Below are 19248 nucleotides of genomic sequence, written 5' to 3'. Positions count from 1 at the left end.
GGCCACCCGCACGGCACGAACCGGCGTAGCCTCGCCGGCGCGCGGCGCACGCCGCGTTCTCACCACCAGCACACCCACCAGGACCGGCGATCCACGTGAGTTCCTCCTCCACCACGGGGCGTACGACGTACCCGCATCAGGTACGGCGGAGGCCCACGGGTGCGTACCGGCTGGTGCGCACACCGCCGGTCCCCTTGGATCCCCCTCAGCTGGACGCAGCACAGCGCGCGGTGGTTGATCACGGCGAAGGACCGCTGCTGGTGCTCGCCGGACCGGGCACCGGCAAGACGACGACCCTGGTGGAGTCCGTCGCCGCGCGGATCGCCCGCGGCCAGGACCCCGCGCGGATCCTGGTGCTCACCTTCAGCCGCAAGGCCGCGGTGGAGCTGCGCGACCGGATGGCCCTGCGGCTCGGCGGCGCCCACGGCCCGCAGGCGACCACCTTCCACTCCTTCTGCTACGCCCTGATCCGCGCCCACCAGGACGCCGACCTCTTCGCCGAGCCGCTGCGGCTGCTCTCCGGCCCGGAGCAGGACGTCGCCCTGCGCGAACTCCTCACCGGGCACATCGCCCTCGAACGCGAGGGACTCGCGGGGGTCCGCTGGCCGGGCGACCTGCGGGCCTGCCTGACCACCCGGGGCTTCGCCGACGAGGTCCGCGCGGTGCTGGCCCGCAGCCGGGAACTCGGCCTCGGCCCGGACGCCCTCGCCCGCTTCGCCGCGCGCACCGGCCGCCCCGACTGGGGCGCCGCCGCCGCCTTCCTCGCCGAGTACCTGGACGTGCTCGACATGCAGGGGGTGCTCGACTACGCCGAACTGGTGCACCGCGCCGTGCTGCTCGCCGAGCGCGAGCTCGCACCCGGCGACTTCCCCTACGACGCGGTGTTCGTCGACGAGTACCAGGACACCGACCCGGCACAGGTCCGGCTGCTCCACGCGCTCGCCGGCGGCGGACGCACCCTGGTCGCCTTCGGCGACCCCGACCAGTCGATCTACGCCTTCCGGGGCGCCGACGTGAACGGCATCCTCGACTTCCCGGACGCCTTCCCCCGCCGGGACGGCGCGCCCGCCGGGGTCGCGGTCCTCACCACGTCCCGGCGCAGCGGCACCGGCCTGCTGGAGGCGACCCGGCGGCTGGCCCGCCGGATGCCGCTCACCCGGCTGCCGGCCGAGCGCGTCCGCGCGCACCGGGAGCCGTCGGCGGTGCGCGAGGGCGGCCGGGTGGAGGTCTTCACCTACCCGACGGCGTCCACCGAGACGGACAACATCGCCGACATCCTGCGCCGCGCGCACCTGGAGGACGGGGTGCCGTGGCGCGAGATGGCCGTCCTCGTCCGCGCCGGCGGCCGCACCGTCCCGACCCTGCGCCGCGCCCTGACCTCGGCCGGGGTCCCGGTGGAGGTCTCAGGCGACGACATCCCCCTGCGCCACGAGCCCGCCGTCGCTCCCCTCCTGACGGCCCTGCGCGCCTCGGCGGAGGCGGCGGGGGCGTCCGCCCCGGAGGGGCCGGGGGAGGCGGGCGGCCTCGCGGGCGCGTCGCCGGGGGCCGCGCCCGTGGGCGGCAGGGGTGCCGCTCCTGCGGGCGACGGGGACGCCTCGCCGGGTGCCGCTTCTGCGGGCGGCGGGGGCGTCGCCGCGGAGGACGTCGCCTCGGAGGAGGGTGCGGAGGGCGTTGCCTCGGAGGAGGGTGCGGAGGGCGTTGCCTCGGAGGGCGACGAGGCCCGGGGCGTCGGAGCGGAGGACGGGGCTGGTGCGGCTGAGGGCGCCCGGCCCGAGGACGGAGCCGGTTCCGCGAAGGGCGCCGGCGCCGGCGAGGCCGCGGGTGCGGTGGAAGACGGAGCGGGTCCGGCGGGGGGCGCCCGGCCCGAGGCCGGGGCGGCAGATGGCGATGAGGCGCGCGGCGCCGCGGGGGCGGGCTCCGCCGTGCGGTTCGGGGGGATGGACGCGGAGACGGCGATCGGGCTGCTGACCTCGCCGCTCGGCGGCATGGACACCGCGGATCTCCGCCGGCTCGGCCGGGCGCTGCGGGACGAGGAGCGGGCCGGGGGCAACCGGGTGCCGCCGCCGTCCGACGTGCTCGTCGCCCGGGCGCTCGCCGAGCCGGAGCGTCTGGTCGCGCACGACGCCGCCTACGCGCGCGGCGCGCAGCGGCTCGGCGCCCTGCTGCGCAGGACGCGCGAACTGCTCGCCGGGGGCGGCACCGCCGAGGAGGCGCTCTGGCTGCTCTGGGACGGCACCTCCTGGCCGCAGCGGCTGGAGCGCGCCGCCTTCCGCGGCGGCCCGGGCGGCCGCAACGCCGACCGGGACCTCGACGCGGTGTGCGCCCTCTTCGAGACCGCGGCCCGCGCCGAGGAACGCACCGGCGGCCGGGGCGCCCTCAACTTCATCGAGGAGCTCGACGCCCAGGACATCGCCGCCGACACCCTCTCCCGCCGGGAGGCCCGCGCCGACGCCGTACGCCTGATGACCGCGCACCGCTCCAAGGGCCTGGAGTGGAGCCTGGTCGTCGTCGCCGGGGTGCAGGAGGGGCTCTGGCCCGACCTGCGGCGCCGCGGTTCGCTGCTGGAGGCCGACCGCATCGGGCGGGACGGCCTCGCCGAGCCGCTGCCGCCGGGCGCGCTGCTGGCCGAGGAACGGCGGCTGTTCTACGTGGCCGCGACCCGGGCACGCGACCGGCTGGTGGTCACCGCCGTCAAGGCTCCGGCCGACGACGGCGACCAGCCCTCCCGCTTCCTCACCGAGCTGGGCGTCGAGCCCCGCGACATAGCGGGCCGCCCCCGCCGCCCGCTCGCCGTCGCCCCGCTCGTCGCCGAGCTGCGCGCCACGACCGTCGACCCGGCCGCCTCGCCCGCGCTGCGCGACGCCGCCGCCCGCCGGCTCGCCCGGCTCGCCGCGCTCAGCGACGAGGAGGGCCAGCCGCTGGTCCCGTCGGCGCACCCCTACCGCTGGTGGGGCATGTTCGACCCGACGCACAGCGCGGTGCCGCTGCGGGACCGGGACCGTCCCGTCGCCCTGTCCGGCAGCGCGCTGGACCAGCTCGCCAACACCTGCGCCCTCCAGTGGTTCCTGGGCCGCGAGGTGAAGGCGGAGGTCCCGGCCACCGCGGCCCAGGGCTTCGGCAACGTGATCCATGTGCTGGCCGACGAGGTGGCGTCCGGCCGCACCCCGGCCGATCTCGCCGTCCTCATGGAGCGGCTCGAATCCGTCTGGGACGGCCTGGTCTTCGACGCGCCCTGGAAGTCCGCCCAGGAGAAGGAGCACGCCCGCACCGCCCTGGAGCGCTTCCTGCGCTGGCATGTGACGGACCGTGCGGGCCGCACCTCCGCCGCCACCGAGCACGACTTCGACGTGACCCTGGAGGCCGGCGCGTACGAGGTGCGCATCCGCGGCTCCATGGACCGGGTCGAGCAGGACGCCGGGGGCCGGGCCTACGTCGTCGACTTCAAGACCGGCAAGCAGGCGCCGACCAAGGACGAGGTCGCCCGCCATCCCCAGCTCGCGGTGTACCAGCTCGCCGTCCGGGAGGGGGCCGTGGACGACGTCTTCGACGGCCGGCGCCCCGAGCCGGGCGGCGCGGAACTGGTGCACCTGCGGCAGGCGGCCCCGCAGAAGGAGGGCGGCGAGGCGCTGCCCAAGGTGCAGGCGCAGGAGGCCCCGTCGGGGGAGTGGGTGGGCGATCTGCTCGCCACCGCCGCGGGCCGGGTCCTGGATGAGCGCTTCACCCCCTCCGCAGGTCAGCACTGTGCCCACTGCACCTTCCGGGCGTCGTGCAGCGCGCAGCCGGAGGGCCGCCAAATAGTGGAATGATCGGTGTTTTGCGCCGGATGATCCCTTTCATGGCCATCCGGGTGCATCCAATGAAGGTCACCGAGGCCCGTCCGGGCCCCGGCAGACGGACCTTCGAGGAGACATCACATGGCCACGAGGAAGTCCCTGGCAGCGGCGGCGATCGTGTGCGCCGGCACCGTCGCCGGTCTCGCGGGCTGCTCGCAGGACGGCGGCGTCCGGGCGGGGAGCGCGGCGGGCGGCCCCAAGGAGCCGGTGGCGGTGACGAGCGGCGCGACCGCCGGTCCGTTCAAGGGGATGAGCGCCGACCGGATCGCGGACAAGGCGATCGCGGCCACCAAGGGCGCCGGTTCGCTGCGGATGGCCGGGGCGATCGAGAGCGACGGCGACCCGGTCACCGTCGACCTGGCCATGGACTCCCGCGACAACTGCACCGGCGACCTCGGCGTCAAGGGCGGCCGGGCCGAGCTGCGCAGGCTGAGCGACGTGATCTATCTGAAGGGGGACGGGGCCTTCTGGCGGGCGACCATGGACGAGCGGGGCTCGGCCTCCCCGGACGGCGGGGGCGACGGTGTCGTCGAGCTGATGACGGACCGCTGGATCAAGATGCCCGGGAGCGCCATCGCGGACATGCGGGGCGTCTGCGATCTCGACGCGATGCTCTCCGAGCTCGACGGCGAGGACGACCCGACGGGCATGGCGCTCGGCAAGGACACCGAGGTCGACGGCGTCCCGGCCGCCACGCTGGTGAGGAAGGACGGGCGGGAGACGACGACCGCGTACGTCGCCAAGGAGGGCAAGCCCTACCTGCTGAAGGTCGTCAAGGCCGGCGGGGACGACGCGGGCACGGTCGCCTTCTCGGACTTCGACAAGCCGGTGCGGGTCCAGGCACCCCCGTCCGACGAGGTGGTGGACCTGGAGAAGCTCGGCGGGAACATCCCGTCGGACCCGTCCGACGGCGTCTCGCCCGACTCCGACTCCGGCACGGGCACCGAGACCAGTCCGTCCGGGGAGCCGTCGTCGCCGGCGCCCACCTCGTCGGCGGAGGCCCCGGAGGACGGGACCGAGTCCGGCTTCGGCGCCGGAGCCGAGCAGGACGGCCCCGGCACGTCCTGACGGCTCCGGGTGGCCGGCCTCCGGCCGTGCGGCTCCGAGGCGGGCGTCCGGAGGCCGGCGGCTCCGAGGCGGGCGGCGCGAGGGCCCGGCGGCTCCGGGCGGTCGGGACTGTCGGATGTCCCGGTTAGCCTCTTTGGGGTGACCGCACGCATCACCGATCCCGAGCAGCTCAAGGAGCTCCTCGGGATCCCCTTCACCCCGGAGCAGACGGCCTGCATCGTCGCGCCGCCCGCCCCGCAGGTCATCGTGGCCGGCGCCGGCTCGGGGAAGACGACGGTGATGGCCGCCCGGGTGGTGTGGCTGGTCGGCACCGGCCAGGTGGCCCCCGAGCAGGTCCTCGGCCTCACGTTCACCAACAAGGCGGCGGGCGAGCTCGCGGAGCGCGTCCGCACCGCCCTCGTACGGGCCGGGGTGACCGACCGGGACGCCCCCGCCGGCGACGGCACCGGCGAGGACGGCGCCGCCGGGGAGCCGCGCATCTCCACGTACCACGCGTTCGCCGGCCAGCTCCTCACCGACCACGGCCTGCGCATCGGCCTCGAACCGTCCTCCCGCCTCCTCGCCGACGCCACCCGCTTCCAGCTGGCGGCCCGGGTGCTGCGCGAGGCACCGGGCCCGTACCCGGCGCTCACCCGCTCCTTCCCGAGCCTCGTCAGCGATCTGCTCGCCCTCGACTCCGAGCTGTCCGAGCACCTGGTGCCCCCGGACCGGCTCGGCGCCCACGACTCCGCGCTGCTGGGCACCCTGGCCGGGGCCCGGCTGAGCAACGCGGACCTGCGCAAGGTCCCCGAGGCCGCCCGGGCCAGGCGCGAGCTGCTCGACCTGACCACCCGCTACCGCGCCGCCAAGCGGGAACGCGATCTGCTCGACTTCGGCGACCAGATCGCCCTCTCCGCCGAGCTCGCGCTCACCCGCCCCGAGGTGGGCGGCATCCTGCGCGACGAGTTCCGGGTGGTGCTGCTCGACGAGTACCAGGACACCTCGGTCGCCCAGCGGCAGCTGCTGTCCGGGCTGTTCGGGCAGGGCACCGGCCACGCGGTGACGGCCGTGGGCGACCCGTGCCAGGCGATCTACGGCTGGCGCGGCGCCTCCGTCGCCAACCTGGACGACTTCCCCCGCCACTTCCCCTTCGCCGACGGCACCCCCGCCGCCCGCTTCGCGCTCAGCGAGAACCGGCGCAGCGGCGGCCGGCTGCTGCGGCTCGCCAACGGGCTCGCCGCCCCGCTGCGCGCGATGCACGAGGGCGTCGAGGCCCTGCGGCCCGCGCCCGGCGCCGACCACGACGGCATCGTCCGCTGCGCCCTGCTGGCCACCCACGAGGAGGAGATCGCCTGGATCGCCGACGGGATCGCCCACCTCGTGCGCACCGGGACGGAGCCCGGCGAGATCGCCGTGCTGTGCAGGACTGCGGGCGACTTCCCCGAGATCCAGGGCGCGCTGGTCGCCCGTGACGTCCCGGTGGAGGTCGTCGGCCTCTCCGGACTGCTGCACCTGCCCGAGGTCGCCGACCTGGTGGCCGTGTGCGAGGTGCTCCAGGACCCGGGCGCCAACGCCCCCCTCGTCCGCCTGCTGACGGGTCCCCGCTGGCGCATCGGCCCCCGCGACCTGGCGCTGCTGGGCAGACGGGCGCGGCTGCTGGTGCACCGCGCGGGCGCCGAGGAGGACCCCGCGCTGCGGCTCGCGGCGGCCGTGGAGGGCACCGACCCGGCCGAGACCGTCTCGCTCGCCGACGCGCTGGACACCTTCATCGACGGCGGGGGCGAGGGGGACGACGGGCTCGCCTTCTCGGCCGACGCGCGCGTCCGGTTCGCCCGCCTCGCCACGGAGCTCCGCGACCTGCGGCGCTCGCTCGCCGACCCGCTCATGGACGTGCTGCACCGGGTGCTGGCCCACACCGGCCTGGACGTCGAGCTGTCCGCGTCCCCGCACGCCCTGGCCGCCCGGCGCCGGGAGACGCTCGCCAACTTCATGGACGTCGCCGCCTCCTTCGCGGCCGTGGACGGCGAGGCGACGCTGCTGGCGTTCCTCGGCTTCCTGCGGACGGCCGCCCAGTACGAGAAGGGCCTGGACAACGCCCTGCCCGGCGGCGAGAACACCGTCAAGGTCCTCACCGCCCACAAGTCCAAGGGCCTGGAGTGGGACGTCGTCGCCGTGCCCGGACTGGTGGCGAAGCACTTCCCCAGCGAGCAGGCACGGGAGGCGTGGACGTCCCAGGCCAAGGTGCTGCCGCACGCCCTGCGCGGGGACGCGGGGACGCTGCCGGACGTCGGGTCCTGGGACGCGCGGGGCATGAAGGCGTTCAAGGACTCGATGAAGGAGCACCAGCTCACCGAGGAACTGCGCCTCGGCTATGTGACGTTCACCCGCCCGCGGTCGCTGCTGCTCGGTTCGGGCCACTGGTGGGGGCCGAGCCAGAAGCGCCGCCGCGGCCCGTCCCCGTTCCTCCGGGCACTCCACGACCACTGCGCGCAGGGGTTCGGCGAGATCGAGGTCTGGGCCGACGAGCCGGAGGAGGACGCGGAGAACCCGATGCTGCTCGCGGCGGGCGCCGAGACGGCCTGGCCGCTGCCGCTGGACCCCGACTCCCTGGCCCGCCGCCGCGCCGCCGCCGACACGGTGCTGGCCCACCTGGCCGCCCTGGCCGCCGAGGAGCCGCCCCCGGCGGACGTACCGGACGCGCCGCCCGCGGCGGACGGCACCGCCGGCGACCGGTACGACGACTGGCCGTCCGAGCTGCCCCCGGAGGACGAGCCCCCGCCCCCCTTCGACGACCCCGACCCGTACGACCCCGACCCGTACGACCCCGACACCTCCTCCGGCCCCGGCACCTCCGGCCACGACACCTCCTCCGGCCCCGGCGGACTCGCTGAGGACGACGCGTACGCCCCCGGCGCGCCTCCGTCGGACGACGCGTACGCCCCCGACGCACCTCCGTCGGACGACGCGTACGCCCCCGACGCCCCGGAGACGCACGGGCGCGGCGCGGGGCGGCCCGGCCCGGCCCGCACCGTTCCGCATCAGGCCCCCGCGCCCCCGGACGAGACGGAGGGCCCCGGTGACACCGGGCGGCTCACTCCCGAGGAGACCCGGGTCCTCGCCTCCTGGGACCGCGACCTCGACGCCCTCGCGGGCGAGCTGCGCCGCACCAGGGCCGCCGTCCGCGACGTCCGGCTGCCCCGCGCCCTGTCCGCCTCGCAGCTGCTGCGCCTGGCCGCCGACCCGGACGGCTTCGCGCGCGAGCTGGCCCGCCCCATGCCGCGCGCCCCGCACCCCGCGGCCCGGCGCGGCACCCGCTTCCACGCCTGGGTGGAGTCGCGGTTCGAGGAGCTGCCGCTGCCCATGCTGGGCCCCGACGAGCTGCCCGGGGGCGCCGAGGACCGCGGTGAGGACGCCGCCGACCACGACATCGCCGACGAGCGGGACCTCGCCGCCCTCAAGGAGGCCTTCGCCCGCACCGAGTACGCCCGCCGGACCCCGTACCGCGTCGAGGCGCCGTTCCAGTTCACGCTGGCCGGCCGGGTGGTGCGCGGGCGGATCGACGCCGTGTACCGCACGGAACGCGGCGACGGCGGCGGCCCGGCGTACGAGATCGTCGACTGGAAGACGGCCCGCAGCGGCGCCGCCGACCCGCTCCAGCTCGCCGTCTACCGGGTGGCCTGGGCCGAGCAGCAGGGGCTGCCGCTCGACGCGGTCACCGCGGCCTTCGTCTTCGTCCGCACCGGCGAGATCGTCAGACCGGACGGTCTGCCCGGCCGGGCGGGACTGGAGCGCATCCTTCTGGGTGGGACGGCCGACGGCTCCGGCGACGCCGCCCGTTAGGCTCATCGGCATGAGCGACACCCCGGACAGCGTCGTCCGTACGTACATCGAGCGGCACCGCGCCGCCTTCCTGGACGACCTGGTCGCATGGCTGCGCATCCCGTCCGTCTCGGCCCAGCCCGAGCACGCGGACGACGTGCGGCGCAGCGCCGAGTGGCTCGCGGCCAAGCTGTCGGAGACGGGTTTCCCGGTCGCCGAGATCTGGCCCACGCCCGGCGCCCCCGCGGTGTTCGCCGAATGGCCCTCCGGCGATCCGGACGCCCCGACCGTGCTGGTCTACGGACATCACGACGTCCAGCCGGCGGCCCGCGAGGACGGCTGGCACAGCGACCCCTTCGAGCCGCTGCTCACCGACGGCCGGCTGTACGCGCGCGGCGCCGCCGACGACAAGGGGCAGGTGTTCTTCCACACCCTCGGCGTCCGCGCCCATCTCGCCGCGACCGGCCGCACGGCGCCCGCCGTCAACCTCAAGCTGATCGTGGAGGGCGAGGAGGAGTCCGGCTCCCCCCACTTCCGCGCGCTCGTCGAGGAGCACGCCGGCCGGCTCGCCGCCGACGCCGTGATCGTCTCCGACACCGGCATGTGGTCCGAGACGACGCCCACCGTCTGCACCGGCATGCGGGGCGTCGCCGACTGCGAGATCACCTTCCACGGCCCGGACCAGGACATCCACTCCGGCTCCTTCGGCGGCGCCGTGCCCAACCCCGCCGCCGTCGCCGCCCGGATCGTCGCCGCGCTGCACGACGAGGACGAGCGGGTCACCGTCCCCGGCTTCTACGACGGCGTCACCCCGCTGACCGAGGCCGAGCGCGAGATCATCGCCGAGCTGCCCTTCGACGAGGCGGCATGGCTGCGCACCGCGAAGAGCCACGGCACCCTCGGGGAGGCGGGCTTCTCCACGCTGGAGCGCGTATGGGCCCGCCCCACGGCCGAGGTCAACGGCATCGGCGGCGGCTACCAGGGGCCCGGCGGCAAGACGATCGTCCCCGCGTCGGCCATGGTGAAGCTGTCGTTCCGGCTGGTCGACGGCCAGGATCCGGACAAGATCGAGCGGGCGGTCACCGACTGGGTCGCCGCGCAGGTGCCGGCCGGCATCCGCCACGAGATCGTCTTCGGCGCCGCGACCCGCCCCTGTCTGACCCCGCTGGACCACCCCGCGCTCCAGTCCGTCGCGCGGTCCATGAGCCGGGCGTTCGACGGCCACAGGATCCGCTTCACCCGCGAGGGCGGCTCCGGTCCCGCGGCCGACCTCCAGGACGTCCTCGGCGCGCCGGTGCTGTTCCTCGGCATCTCGGTGCCGTCCGACGGCTGGCACGCGCCCGACGAGAAGGTCGAGCTGGAGCTGCTGCTGAAGGGCGTCGAGACCACCGCCCACCTGTGGGGTGACATGGCCGAGACCATGCGCTGACCCGACCTGTGAAACCGTCCACCCGGGGGAGTTGGAAGAAACCCGTGAGCACCGAAAGCTACGCCGCACCGGACCGTCCGATCGGCCTGACCGCGCCGAGCGGCATCGACCGCGAAGCCCACAACCGCCTCGACGAGGCATGGCTCGCGGCGGCGTGGAGCCACCCCACGACCCGCGTCTTCGTCGTCTCCGGCGGCCAGGCGCTGATCGACGACACCCCCGACGGGCGCACCGAACTGGTCATGACGCCGTCCTTCGACGCGCCGCTGACCGAGACCCACCGCTACTTCCTCGGCACCGACGAGGACGGCGTGCGCTACTTCGCGCTCCAGAAGGACACCCTGCCCGGACGGATGGACCAGTCGGCGCGTCCCGCCGGTCTGCGCGAGGCCGGGCTGCTCCTGCCGCCGCGCGACGCCGGCCTGCTGGTGCACGCGGTCGCGCTGGAGAACTGGCAGCGGCTGCACCGCTTCTGCTCCCGTTGCGGCGAGCGCACCGTCATCGCCGCGGCGGGCCACATCCGCCGCTGCCCCGCCTGCGGGGCGGAGCACTACCCGCGCACCGACCCGGCCGTGATCATGCTCGTCACCGACGAGGAGGATCGCGCGCTGCTCGGCCGCCAGGTGCACTGGCCCGAGGGCCGTTTCTCCACCCTCGCCGGATTCGTGGAGCCGGGGGAGTCCATCGAGCAGTCGGTGCGGCGCGAGGTGCTCGAGGAGGTGGGCGTCTCGATCGGCGAGGTGACCTACGTCGCCAGCCAGCCGTGGCCGTTCCCCTCCAGCCTGATGCTCGGCTTCACGGCCCGGGCCACCTCCTCGGAGATCGAGGTGGACGGCGAGGAGATCCACGAGGCCCGCTGGTTCTCCCGCGACGACCTGCGGGCCGCATTCGAGTCCGGGGAGGTCCTGCCTCCCTACGGCATCTCGATCGCGGCCCGCCTCATCGAGCTCTGGTACGGCAAGCCGCTCCCGAAGCCCGGCGACGTGGTCTGACGGCCGGCGGGGACCCTAGGCGCCGACCTTCTGCTTGACCTGGGCGAGCGACGGGTTGGTCAGCGTCGAACCGTCCGGGAAGAGCACGGTCGGCACGGTCTGGTTGCCACCGTTGGCCTTCTCGACGAAGGCGGCCGACTCGGGGTCGAGCTCGATGTTGATCTCGGTGTAGGCGATGCCCTCGCGGTCCATCTGGCTCTTCAGCCGACGGCAGTATCCGCACCAGGTGGTGCTGTACATCGTCACAGTGCCCTGCATCGTCTCGTGTGCTCCTCGGCTCGTCGGGGTGCGTGTTCACCCGGCAGGGGAACGTCCGGGGGGCCCCGGCGATTCCCGCCGCGGTCCGGCGGCCCGCGGTACGGGCCGCCGGACTGCGCCGAGGGCCGCGGGACCACGGGCCGCCGGACTGCGCCGCGGGCCGCGGGACGACGGGCGCGGGACGACGGGCCGCGGGACCGGGATTCGTACGACCGGTGCGCCGGGCCTGTGGACAACCCGGCGCACCACCCGCACCGGACCTGGCAGCATGGCGGGGTGACAGCAGCAACGCACTCCTCCCTCTTCCCGCAGGTTCCCGACTCGGCCGACGCGGTGCTCGACGGGCTCGACCCCGAGCAGCGCGAGGTGGCGACGGCCCTGCACGGCCCGGTGTGCGTGCTGGCGGGCGCCGGCACGGGCAAGACGCGCGCGATCACCCACCGCATCGCCTACGGGGTCCGCGCCGGCATACTCCCTCCCGCCGCCGTGCTCGCCGTCACCTTCACCAACCGCGCGGCGGGCGAGATGCGCGGCCGGCTGCGCCAGCTCGGCGCCGGCGGCGTCCAGGCGCGCACCTTCCACTCGGCCGCCCTGCGCCAGCTCCAGTACTTCTGGCCGAAGGCCGTCGGCGGGGACCTGCCCCGGCTGCTGGACCGCAAGATCCAGCTCGTCGCCGAGGCCGCCGCCCGCTGCCGCATCCGCCTCGACCGCAACGAGCTGCGCGACGTGACGAGCGAGATCGAGTGGGCCAAGGTCACCCAGACGGTGCCCGCCGACTACCCGGCGGCCGTCGCGAAGTCCTCGCGCGACGCCCCCCGCGACCCGGCGGAGGTCAGCCAGGTCTACGGCACCTACGAGCAGCTCAAGCGCGACCGCTCGGCCATCGACTTCGAGGACGTCCTGCTGCTCACGGTCGGCATCCTCCAGGACCGCCAGGACATCGCCGACCTCGTCCGCCGCCAGTACCAGCACTTCGTCGTCGACGAGTACCAGGACGTCAGCCCGCTCCAGCAGCGGCTGCTGGAGCTGTGGCTCGGCGGCCGGGAGAGCCTGTGCGTGGTCGGCGACGCCAGCCAGACGATCTACTCCTTCACCGGCGCCACCCCCGACCACCTGCTGAACTTCCGCACCCGCCACCCCGGCGCGACGGTCGTCAAGCTCGTCCGGGACTACCGCTCCACCCCCCAGGTCGTCCACCTCGCCAACGGGCTCCTCAACCAGGCCCGCGGCCGTGCCGCCGAGCACCGCCTGGAGCTCGTCTCCCAGCGCGACCCGGGCCCCGAGCCCGCCTACACCGAGTACCCGGACGAGCCCGCCGAGGCCGAGGGCACCGCGCGGCGCATCCGGGATCTGATCGCCGCCGGCGTCCCGGCCGGCGAGATCGCCGTGCTCTACCGCGTCAACGCCCAGTCCGAGGTCTACGAGCAGGCGCTCGCCGACGCGGGCGTCCCCTACCAGCTCCGCGGCGCCGAGCGCTTCTTCGAGCGCCAGGAGGTCCGCGAGGCCGGGGTCGCCCTGCGCGGAGCGGCCCGTGCCGGGGCCAACGACTCCCTGCTCGACGACGCCGAGGACCTGCCCTCCCAGGTGCGCGCCGTGCTCTCCACCAAGGGGTGGACCACCGAGCCGCCCGCCGGCTCCGGAGCCGTCCGGGACCGCTGGGAGTCCCTCGCCGCCCTGGTCAGGCTGGCCGAGGACTTCGCCCGCGCCAAGTCCTCGGCCACCCTCGGCGACCTGGTCGCCGAGCTCGACGAGCGCGCCGCCGCCCAGCACGCCCCCACCGTCCAGGGCGTCACCCTGGCCTCCCTCCACTCGGCCAAGGGCCTGGAGTGGGACGCGGTCTTCCTGGTCGGGCTGACCGAGGGCATGATGCCGATCACCTACGCCAAGACGGACGAGCAGGTCGAGGAGGAGCGCCGGCTGCTGTACGTCGGCGTCACCCGGGCCCGGCTCCATCTGTCGCTGTCCTGGGCGCTGTCCCGCGCCCCCGGCGGCCGCGCCTCGCGCCGTCCGAGCCGCTTCCTGAACGGGCTGCGCCCCGGTTCGGCGGCGGCCGGCTCCCGCGGTGCGGGCGGCGCCGGAGGTGTGGAGCGCGGCTCGGGCCGGCGCAAGCGGCGGGGGCCGGTGCTGTGCCGGGTCTGCGGCAAGACGCTGACGGACGCGGGCGAGATGAAGCTGATGCGCTGCGAGGACTGCCCCTCGGACATGGACGAGGCGCTCTACGAGCGGCTGCGCGAGTGGCGCTCGGACCGGGCGAAGGAGCTGGGCCAGCCCGCCTACTGCGTCTTCACCGACAAGACCTTGATGGCCATCGCCGAGGCGGTCCCGGACACCGAGGGCGAGCTCGCGGGCATCTCCGGCGTGGGCGGCCGCAAGCTGGAGCGGTTCGGGGCGGATGTCCTGGCCATCTGCGCAGGTGAGGAGCCCGGGGGCGACGACGGGGAGGACTGATGAAAACTCGTCGAAAAAATAGTTTGCGCCTGCCGGGGCAAGCCCCATAGGTTCTTAACCACGGGAACGGCGGCTTCTCTGAAGCCCTGTCCCCGTGCTCTACTTATCCGAATATCCGTGACCGGCTCGCCCGGTCCCCGAGACGCCGAGAGGAGGCGATTCCAGTGATCAGCATCGAGACCAGCTTCGTCAGCACCGCCAAAATGACCGATCGCTCGGTCGTCTCCGCCTGCTCGCTCGGCTTTGCCTCGGCCTTCATCGGCACCGGTGTGTCCGGCATTTCCGCCGCCCTCCCCGTGTCCGGTCTCGGCGGCCTCCCCGTCCGGGAGCGCAATGAGCGACCGACCAAGGCACTGGCGGCAGGAGTAGCAGCGGCAGAGGCGCAGGCCTATGCCTTTGCGGCGGCCGGTGCCGAAACGAAGCAGCAGACGACGACGCAGCACCACCTGATGTGGGCCTTCCGCGGGCTCGAACCCTGGAGTGATCCAGCCTGATCGACGATCAGGCCGGCGCCTTCAGGGCCGCGGAACCCCACCCGGGATCCGCGGCCCTTCTGTTTTCCCCAACGGGGGAGCGGAGCGAGGGCCTCGGGACCAGCACCACCCGGTAGCAGCCAAACCGGCCGACCGGCCGGCACGACAAGACGAGGAATCACACACCGTGCAACTCGAAGCGCACGCCCCGTCCGTACCGCCTTCCGAGACGCTCCCGCCCGCCCGCACCGAGGACTCCGCCTTGACTCCCCTGACCGCGCTCACCGCGCTCGACGACGCCATCGAGAACCTGGGCGTCCCCGTACCGTGCCGTTCCTACGACCCCGAGGTCTTCTTCGCCGAGTCCCCGGCGGACGTCGAGTACGCCAAATCCCTCTGCCGCACCTGCCCGCTGATGGAGGCCTGCCTCGCCGGCGCCAAGGAGCGGCGTGAGCCGTGGGGCGTCTGGGGCGGCGAGCTGTTCGTCCAGGGTGTGGTCGTCGCCCGCAAGCGTCCGCGTGGCCGTCCGCGCAAGAACCCGGTCGCGGCATGAACGCCACCGGAACCATCGACCGACCCCTCACGCACGATCCCAAGAAGCAGGCCCCGATGACCTCTTCCGCGAGCGAGCCCTCGGGCTCCGCCACCCCAGCAGTCACCTCCGCCGGCGCCCACGCGTCGCGTCAGAACAGGACCCGCGAAATGCAACTCATCCCAGAAGCCCTGGCACGTGCGCATATGCACGAGCGCCGGCGCGAAGCCGAGGCGGAACGCCAGGCGGTACGCCTGGTCGCCGCCCGGCGCATGCAGCGGCGCGCCGAGCGCGTGTCGATGCGCGCCCGTCGCGCCCTGGCCATGGCGGTCATGCACTGACCGCCTGACGTCCCCGCGGGGCCGGTCCCTCGGACCGGCCCCCGCGGTGCGTGGTGCCCCCGGACCGCCGACGGCCGGAGGTATCGTCACCAGGTGGACCAGGACAGGACACCGCATACCGCACACGACGGATCCGACGGCGGCAGCGAGCGGCCGGAGGCCGCCGGCGGCACCGTGTGCTCCGGCTGCGGCGCGATCGCCGAGGGAACGCCCCCCACCTGGACCTTCTCCCTGGAGGACGGTGTCCCGCACTACCTGTGCGAGGAGTGCGCCCGCACCCACATCAGGGCGATCGAGGGCAGGCTCGACTCCTCCTGGTGGTAGCCGCCGGCCCGGCCCGGTGGACCGCGGGCCCGTCAGGCCGCCGGCTTCCGCCTGCCCGGTAGGACACCGGCCCGGCGGCGTGCGAGGCCCTAGCTCCCCGTCTTCTCCTCCACCAGTTCCCCGGCGTTTTCGTCCGCGGCCGCCTCGGCCTCGTCGTCAGGCGCCAGGAACCCCGGCAGCCAGGACTCCAGCTCGTCCCGCAGCCGCACCGTCGCGTTCAACTGGCAGAGCACGCCGATGGTGCTCAGGGTCACCCGGTGGATCAGCAGATACGAGGGCGGCAGGTTGAGCTGCTTGGCCAACTGGTGGGCGGGGGAGCGGACATCGGCTATCCGGGCCGCCTGCGAGCGGATCCACCCCCGGCTGAACGCGAACTCCTCGGCCTCGGCCGGTTCGATGATCGGCAGCAGGTACTCCAGCACCCCGTCCGGGTCGAGGTCGATCGACTCCTTGACGAAGCCCTCGTCGCACAGGAGCTGGTAGACCGCCTCGGCCTCCCCCTCCAGGGCCAGGCGCATACAGGTGCCGATGGTCGGAGGGAACCCGCCGGGCAGCCGGTCCACCGTGCCGAAGTCGAGGACGCCGAGCCGCCACGGTTCGCCCTCCTCGCCCGGCATCAGCCGGAAGTTCCCCGGATGCGGGTCCGCGTGCAGCAGACCGGTGCGGGCGGGGCCGGAGAAGAGGAAGCCGGCGAGGAGCTGTCCGGCACGGTCGCGTTCCTCGGGGGTGCCGTCGGCGATCACCTCCGAGAGCGGGATGCCGTCGATCCACTCGGTGACCAGGACCTGGTCGCACTGGTGCACCACGTCGGGGACGAAGACGTCCGGGTCGTCGGCGAACTCCGCCGCGTGCTCCCGCTGGGAGGCGGCCTCCTGCTCGTAGTCCAGCTCCTCGGCGACCCGGTCGCGCAGCTCCGTGATCAGAGGCTTCACGTCCATGCCGGGGATCAGCGGCCCCAGCAGCCGGGCGAACCGGCTGAGCTGGGCCAGGTCCGAGAGCAGGGCCTCGCCCGCCCCCGGGTACTGCACCTTGACCGCGACCTCCCGGCCGTCGTGCCACACCGCCCGGTGCACCTGGCCGATGGACGCCGCCGCCGAGGGCTTGTCCTCGAACTCGGTGAACAGCTCGCGCCAGTCCTCGCCGAGGCGTTCCGAGAGGACCACGTGGACCGTGGCGGTCGGCATCGGGGGTGCCGCGTCCTGCAGTTTGGTGAGCGCCGCGCGATAGGGACCGGCGACCTCCTCGGGAAGGGCGGACTCGAAGACGGACATGGCCTGCCCGAACTTCATGGCGCCTCCCTTCAGTTCACCGAGGACCTTGAACAGCTGTTCCGCGGTGCGCTGTTGCAGCTCCCGTGCCACGATCTCCGCGGACCGGCCGCCGATCCGCTTGCCGAGGCCCCATGTGGCGCGGCCGGCGAACCCCAGGGGCAGCGCGGCCAACTTGGCGGTACGGGTGACCGCCTTGCGGGGAAGATCAGACATACGCCCCTCCAAAACCCAGCCGGCCTGTCGCATGTGCCGTACGGCCTCGCACCGTTGACGGCGGTTACCCGGTCATTGTCTCGTGTGCCGCGGGGATACCCGAGGCGCGGTTGCCCTTACTTTTCGCCCTCGTCCAGGATTCTCCGTCGCCTCCGCCGGCGCGCATTCCCCTATCGCCCCCAGAGGCTCCGCAGGGGCACTCGGGGTGCGGTGTGATCCGCTCGGACCGCCACCGTACGCCCGGAAGGGTGACCTCCCACCGGGCGCCCGCGCTCCCCGGCAGGTCGCCGTCGAGGAACGACAGAGCATGGCAGGCCGCGAGCCCGGCGACCGTCGTGGCGAGAGCAATGTCACAGGCGGCCGGGACCCTCCTGCGCCGGCCCGAGCGCCACTGGGCGAGCAGCAGGGAACGCGCCGGGTCCCGGGCGGACCGGCCGGCCTCCAGGCAGGAGGCGCACGCGGTGCCCCCGGGCAGGACCAGCGGGCCGACCACGCCCGTCGCCTCCACGATCCCCGCGTAGAGGTGGGGAATTCCGCTCGCCATCCAGTCCTCGGCGGGCAGCGGGTCGGGAGCCCAGGCGCCGAGCCCGTCGCGAGGGGCCACCACGACCAGGGCGAGGGAGGGCGCCGAGGGGTCGGTCTCCTCCGACCGGGGCGGCCGGTCGGGCGCGGCCCTGCGCACCATCCGGCGGGCCGCCGTGTCCCGCCGCTCGCCGATCTCCTCGGCGGACAGGCCGCCCGGCGCCACGTCGCCCGGTTCGGTCAGGCCGCTCTCCCGCACCTCCACCCGCCCCACGCCGGCCGCCGCGAGGGTGGCGGCGACGAGCGAGCCCACCCGCCCGGCGCCGCGGACCAGGACACGCGCCGTCCTGCGCCCGGCCAGCCGCTCGATGGCGCCGCCCGGTTCGGGGTGGACCACGGAGAGGGAGGTCAGATCCGGGCGCAGCCGCTCCAGGGCGGCCGTCCGCCCGCGCAGGGCCACCGCGGCCGGGCCGCCCGCGGTGGTGTCGTCGAGCAGGCCCGCTCCCGCGAGCCGCTGGACCAGTGCGTCCGCCCGGCCGTCCGGCAGGCCCATCGCCCGTGCCGCCGCCCGCAGCAGATCCATGCCGCGGGTGCCGTCGAGCAGATCGATCAGCGACCCGGTCGCCGTGTCCACCGGGCCCACCGTCGTCGCGCGCTCAGGGGTGACCCCGAACTGCACCGACTGTCTGTCCCGCCAGGCCCGGCGCAGCGCGGGCTTCATCATCGGATGCACATCCGCCCCCGTCCTCTCCCGTCCCCGGGAAATCGATCTTCGTTCTCCGACGTGTTGTCAGAATGCCCGCAGTCGGTGAGACGGGGAAAAAGTTGTCCACAGGCCCGGTGTATTTGTCGTTCGAATCGTGCAGTCATCGTGCAGTCATCGTGCAGCCGAGGAGTGGATCACCCGTGAACCGTGTCCGGGGCGGGACTTCCCGCGCGGGCAGCGGGTAACGTCGGAGCGTGCCCGTCGACCCGTCCCCTCGGCTCACCGCAGGGGAGACCCCAGCGCGTGGTGCGGGACGTGCCCGGCGCGAAGCGGAGCGGCTCCCGCTCCGTGCGTCGGCGGCGAGCGCGGTCGAGGTCCGCAGAAGCGCCCGGCGCAGCAGGACGGTCTCCGCCTACCGCGAGGGCGACCGCACCATCGTGCTCATCCCCGCCCGTATGTCGGAGGCGGAGGAGCGGCGCTGGGTGACGGTGATGCTGGACAAGCTCGCCGCCCAGGAGAGCCGCAAGGTCCTCGGTGACGGCGAACTCGCCGAGCGCGCCGCCCGGCTGTCCGGGCAGTACTTCGACGGGCGGGCGAAACCGGCATCCGTGCGATGGGTGACGAATCAGAACACCCGCTGGGGCTCCTGCACCCCGTCGGAGGGCAGCATCCGCCTCTCCCACCGGCTGCAGGGCATGCCGGAGTACGTCGTCGACTACGTCCTCCTCCACGAGCTGGCGCATCTGCTGGTGCCGGGCCACGGCCCGCGCTTCTGGCGGCTGTTGGAGGCCTATCCGCGGACCGAGCGGGCCCGCGGCTACCTGGAGGGTGTCGTCGCCGCGGGCCGGCTGCCGCACCGGCCGCCCGCTCCGGAGGACTGAGCGACCGCCCTCGCGGACGCGGTCCGGCGGTGCGAAGGGCGTGCGCCGCGGACCGGCGGCGCACCAAGGGGGTGCGCCGCGCCCGCCCGTGCCGAAGCAGGGTCGCTCCCGTGCCGAAGCAAGGTCACTCCTGTACCGAAGCAGGGTCGCTCCTGTACC

Annotated in this window: 14 protein-coding genes; 11 read left to right on the top strand and 3 right to left on the bottom strand. The window is 74.6% G+C overall.

Annotation, left to right across the window (positions count from 1 at the left end; translation table 11 throughout):
• Positions 1 to 95 precede the first annotated feature (95 nt).
• The 5 genes from JE024_RS12235 (at position 96) to nudC (ending at position 11120) form a co-directional block, all read left to right on the top strand.
• Positions 96 to 3806, top strand: coding sequence for an ATP-dependent helicase (locus JE024_RS12235; protein ID WP_205373609.1), 3711 nt, complete (start codon positions 96 to 98; stop codon positions 3804 to 3806).
• Between the two features lie 108 nt (positions 3807 to 3914).
• Positions 3915 to 4901: a hypothetical protein gene (locus JE024_RS12230; RefSeq protein WP_205373608.1), complete on the top strand. Its 987-nt coding sequence runs from the start codon at positions 3915 to 3917 to the stop codon at positions 4899 to 4901.
• A gap of 138 nt (positions 4902 to 5039) precedes the next feature.
• Positions 5040 to 8720: an ATP-dependent helicase gene (locus tag JE024_RS12225; RefSeq protein ID WP_205373607.1), complete on the top strand. Its 3681-nt coding sequence runs from the start codon at positions 5040 to 5042 to the stop codon at positions 8718 to 8720.
• A 10-nt stretch (positions 8721 to 8730) separates the two neighbouring features.
• Positions 8731 to 10128, top strand: a complete 1398-nt coding sequence (locus JE024_RS12220; RefSeq protein WP_205373606.1) for a dipeptidase — start codon at positions 8731 to 8733, stop codon at positions 10126 to 10128.
• Between the two features lie 44 nt (positions 10129 to 10172).
• Positions 10173 to 11120 (top strand): NAD(+) diphosphatase, encoded by a 948-nt coding sequence (gene nudC, locus JE024_RS12215; protein WP_205373605.1) that lies wholly within the window; start codon positions 10173 to 10175, stop codon positions 11118 to 11120.
• Positions 11121 to 11135: 15 nt separating this feature from the next.
• Here nudC and JE024_RS12210 read toward each other — a convergent pair whose 3' ends face one another.
• Positions 11136 to 11378: a mycoredoxin gene (locus JE024_RS12210; protein ID WP_205373604.1), complete on the bottom strand. Its 243-nt coding sequence runs from the start codon at positions 11376 to 11378 to the stop codon at positions 11136 to 11138.
• Between the two features lie 276 nt (positions 11379 to 11654).
• On the opposite strand from JE024_RS12210, the gene JE024_RS12205 reads away from it, so the two are divergent.
• The 5 genes from JE024_RS12205 to JE024_RS12185 all read left to right on the top strand — a co-directional run bounded on the left by JE024_RS12205 (position 11655) and on the right by JE024_RS12185 (position 15496).
• Complete coding sequence (locus JE024_RS12205) at positions 11655 to 13826, top strand: ATP-dependent DNA helicase UvrD2 (RefSeq protein WP_205373603.1); 2172 nt, start codon at positions 11655 to 11657, stop codon at positions 13824 to 13826.
• A gap of 164 nt (positions 13827 to 13990) precedes the next feature.
• Positions 13991 to 14320, top strand: coding sequence for a hypothetical protein (locus JE024_RS12200; RefSeq protein WP_205373602.1), 330 nt, complete (start codon positions 13991 to 13993; stop codon positions 14318 to 14320).
• Positions 14321 to 14486: 166 nt separating this feature from the next.
• Positions 14487 to 14852 (top strand): WhiB family transcriptional regulator, encoded by a 366-nt coding sequence (locus JE024_RS12195; protein ID WP_205373601.1) that lies wholly within the window; start codon positions 14487 to 14489, stop codon positions 14850 to 14852.
• Positions 14849 to 15172 carry a putative WhiB-interacting protein gene (locus JE024_RS12190; RefSeq protein ID WP_205373600.1) on the top strand — a complete coding sequence of 108 codons (324 nt, stop codon included), beginning with the start codon at positions 14849 to 14851 and terminating at the stop codon, positions 15170 to 15172. The genes JE024_RS12195 and JE024_RS12190 overlap by 4 nt, the downstream gene beginning before the upstream one ends.
• 93 nt (positions 15173 to 15265) lie before the next feature.
• Positions 15266 to 15496 (top strand): hypothetical protein, encoded by a 231-nt coding sequence (locus JE024_RS12185; RefSeq protein ID WP_205376773.1) that lies wholly within the window; start codon positions 15266 to 15268, stop codon positions 15494 to 15496.
• An 89-nt stretch (positions 15497 to 15585) separates the two neighbouring features.
• Here JE024_RS12185 and JE024_RS12180 read toward each other — a convergent pair whose 3' ends face one another.
• The gene (locus JE024_RS12180; RefSeq protein ID WP_205373599.1) at positions 15586 to 16980 is read right to left on the bottom strand and encodes an ABC1 kinase family protein; all 1395 of its coding nucleotides are present in this window, start codon (positions 16978 to 16980) and stop codon (positions 15586 to 15588) included.
• Positions 16981 to 17044: 64 nt separating this feature from the next.
• On the bottom strand, positions 17045 to 18235 hold the full coding sequence (locus JE024_RS12175; RefSeq protein ID WP_205373598.1) for a TOMM precursor leader peptide-binding protein: 1191 nt from the start codon (positions 18233 to 18235) through the stop codon (positions 17045 to 17047).
• A 227-nt stretch (positions 18236 to 18462) separates the two neighbouring features.
• Between JE024_RS12175 and JE024_RS12170 the strand changes: the two genes are divergently transcribed.
• On the top strand, positions 18463 to 19089 hold the full coding sequence (locus JE024_RS12170) for a M48 metallopeptidase family protein (RefSeq protein WP_205373597.1): 627 nt from the start codon (positions 18463 to 18465) through the stop codon (positions 19087 to 19089).
• The last annotated feature ends 159 nt before the right edge of the window (positions 19090 to 19248 follow it).

Source organism: Streptomyces zhihengii (genome assembly GCF_016919245.1).
In the GTDB taxonomy this organism is placed as follows: domain Bacteria; phylum Actinomycetota; class Actinomycetes; order Streptomycetales; family Streptomycetaceae; genus Streptomyces; species Streptomyces zhihengii.
This window is presented reverse-complemented; position numbering and strand designations above follow the sequence as displayed.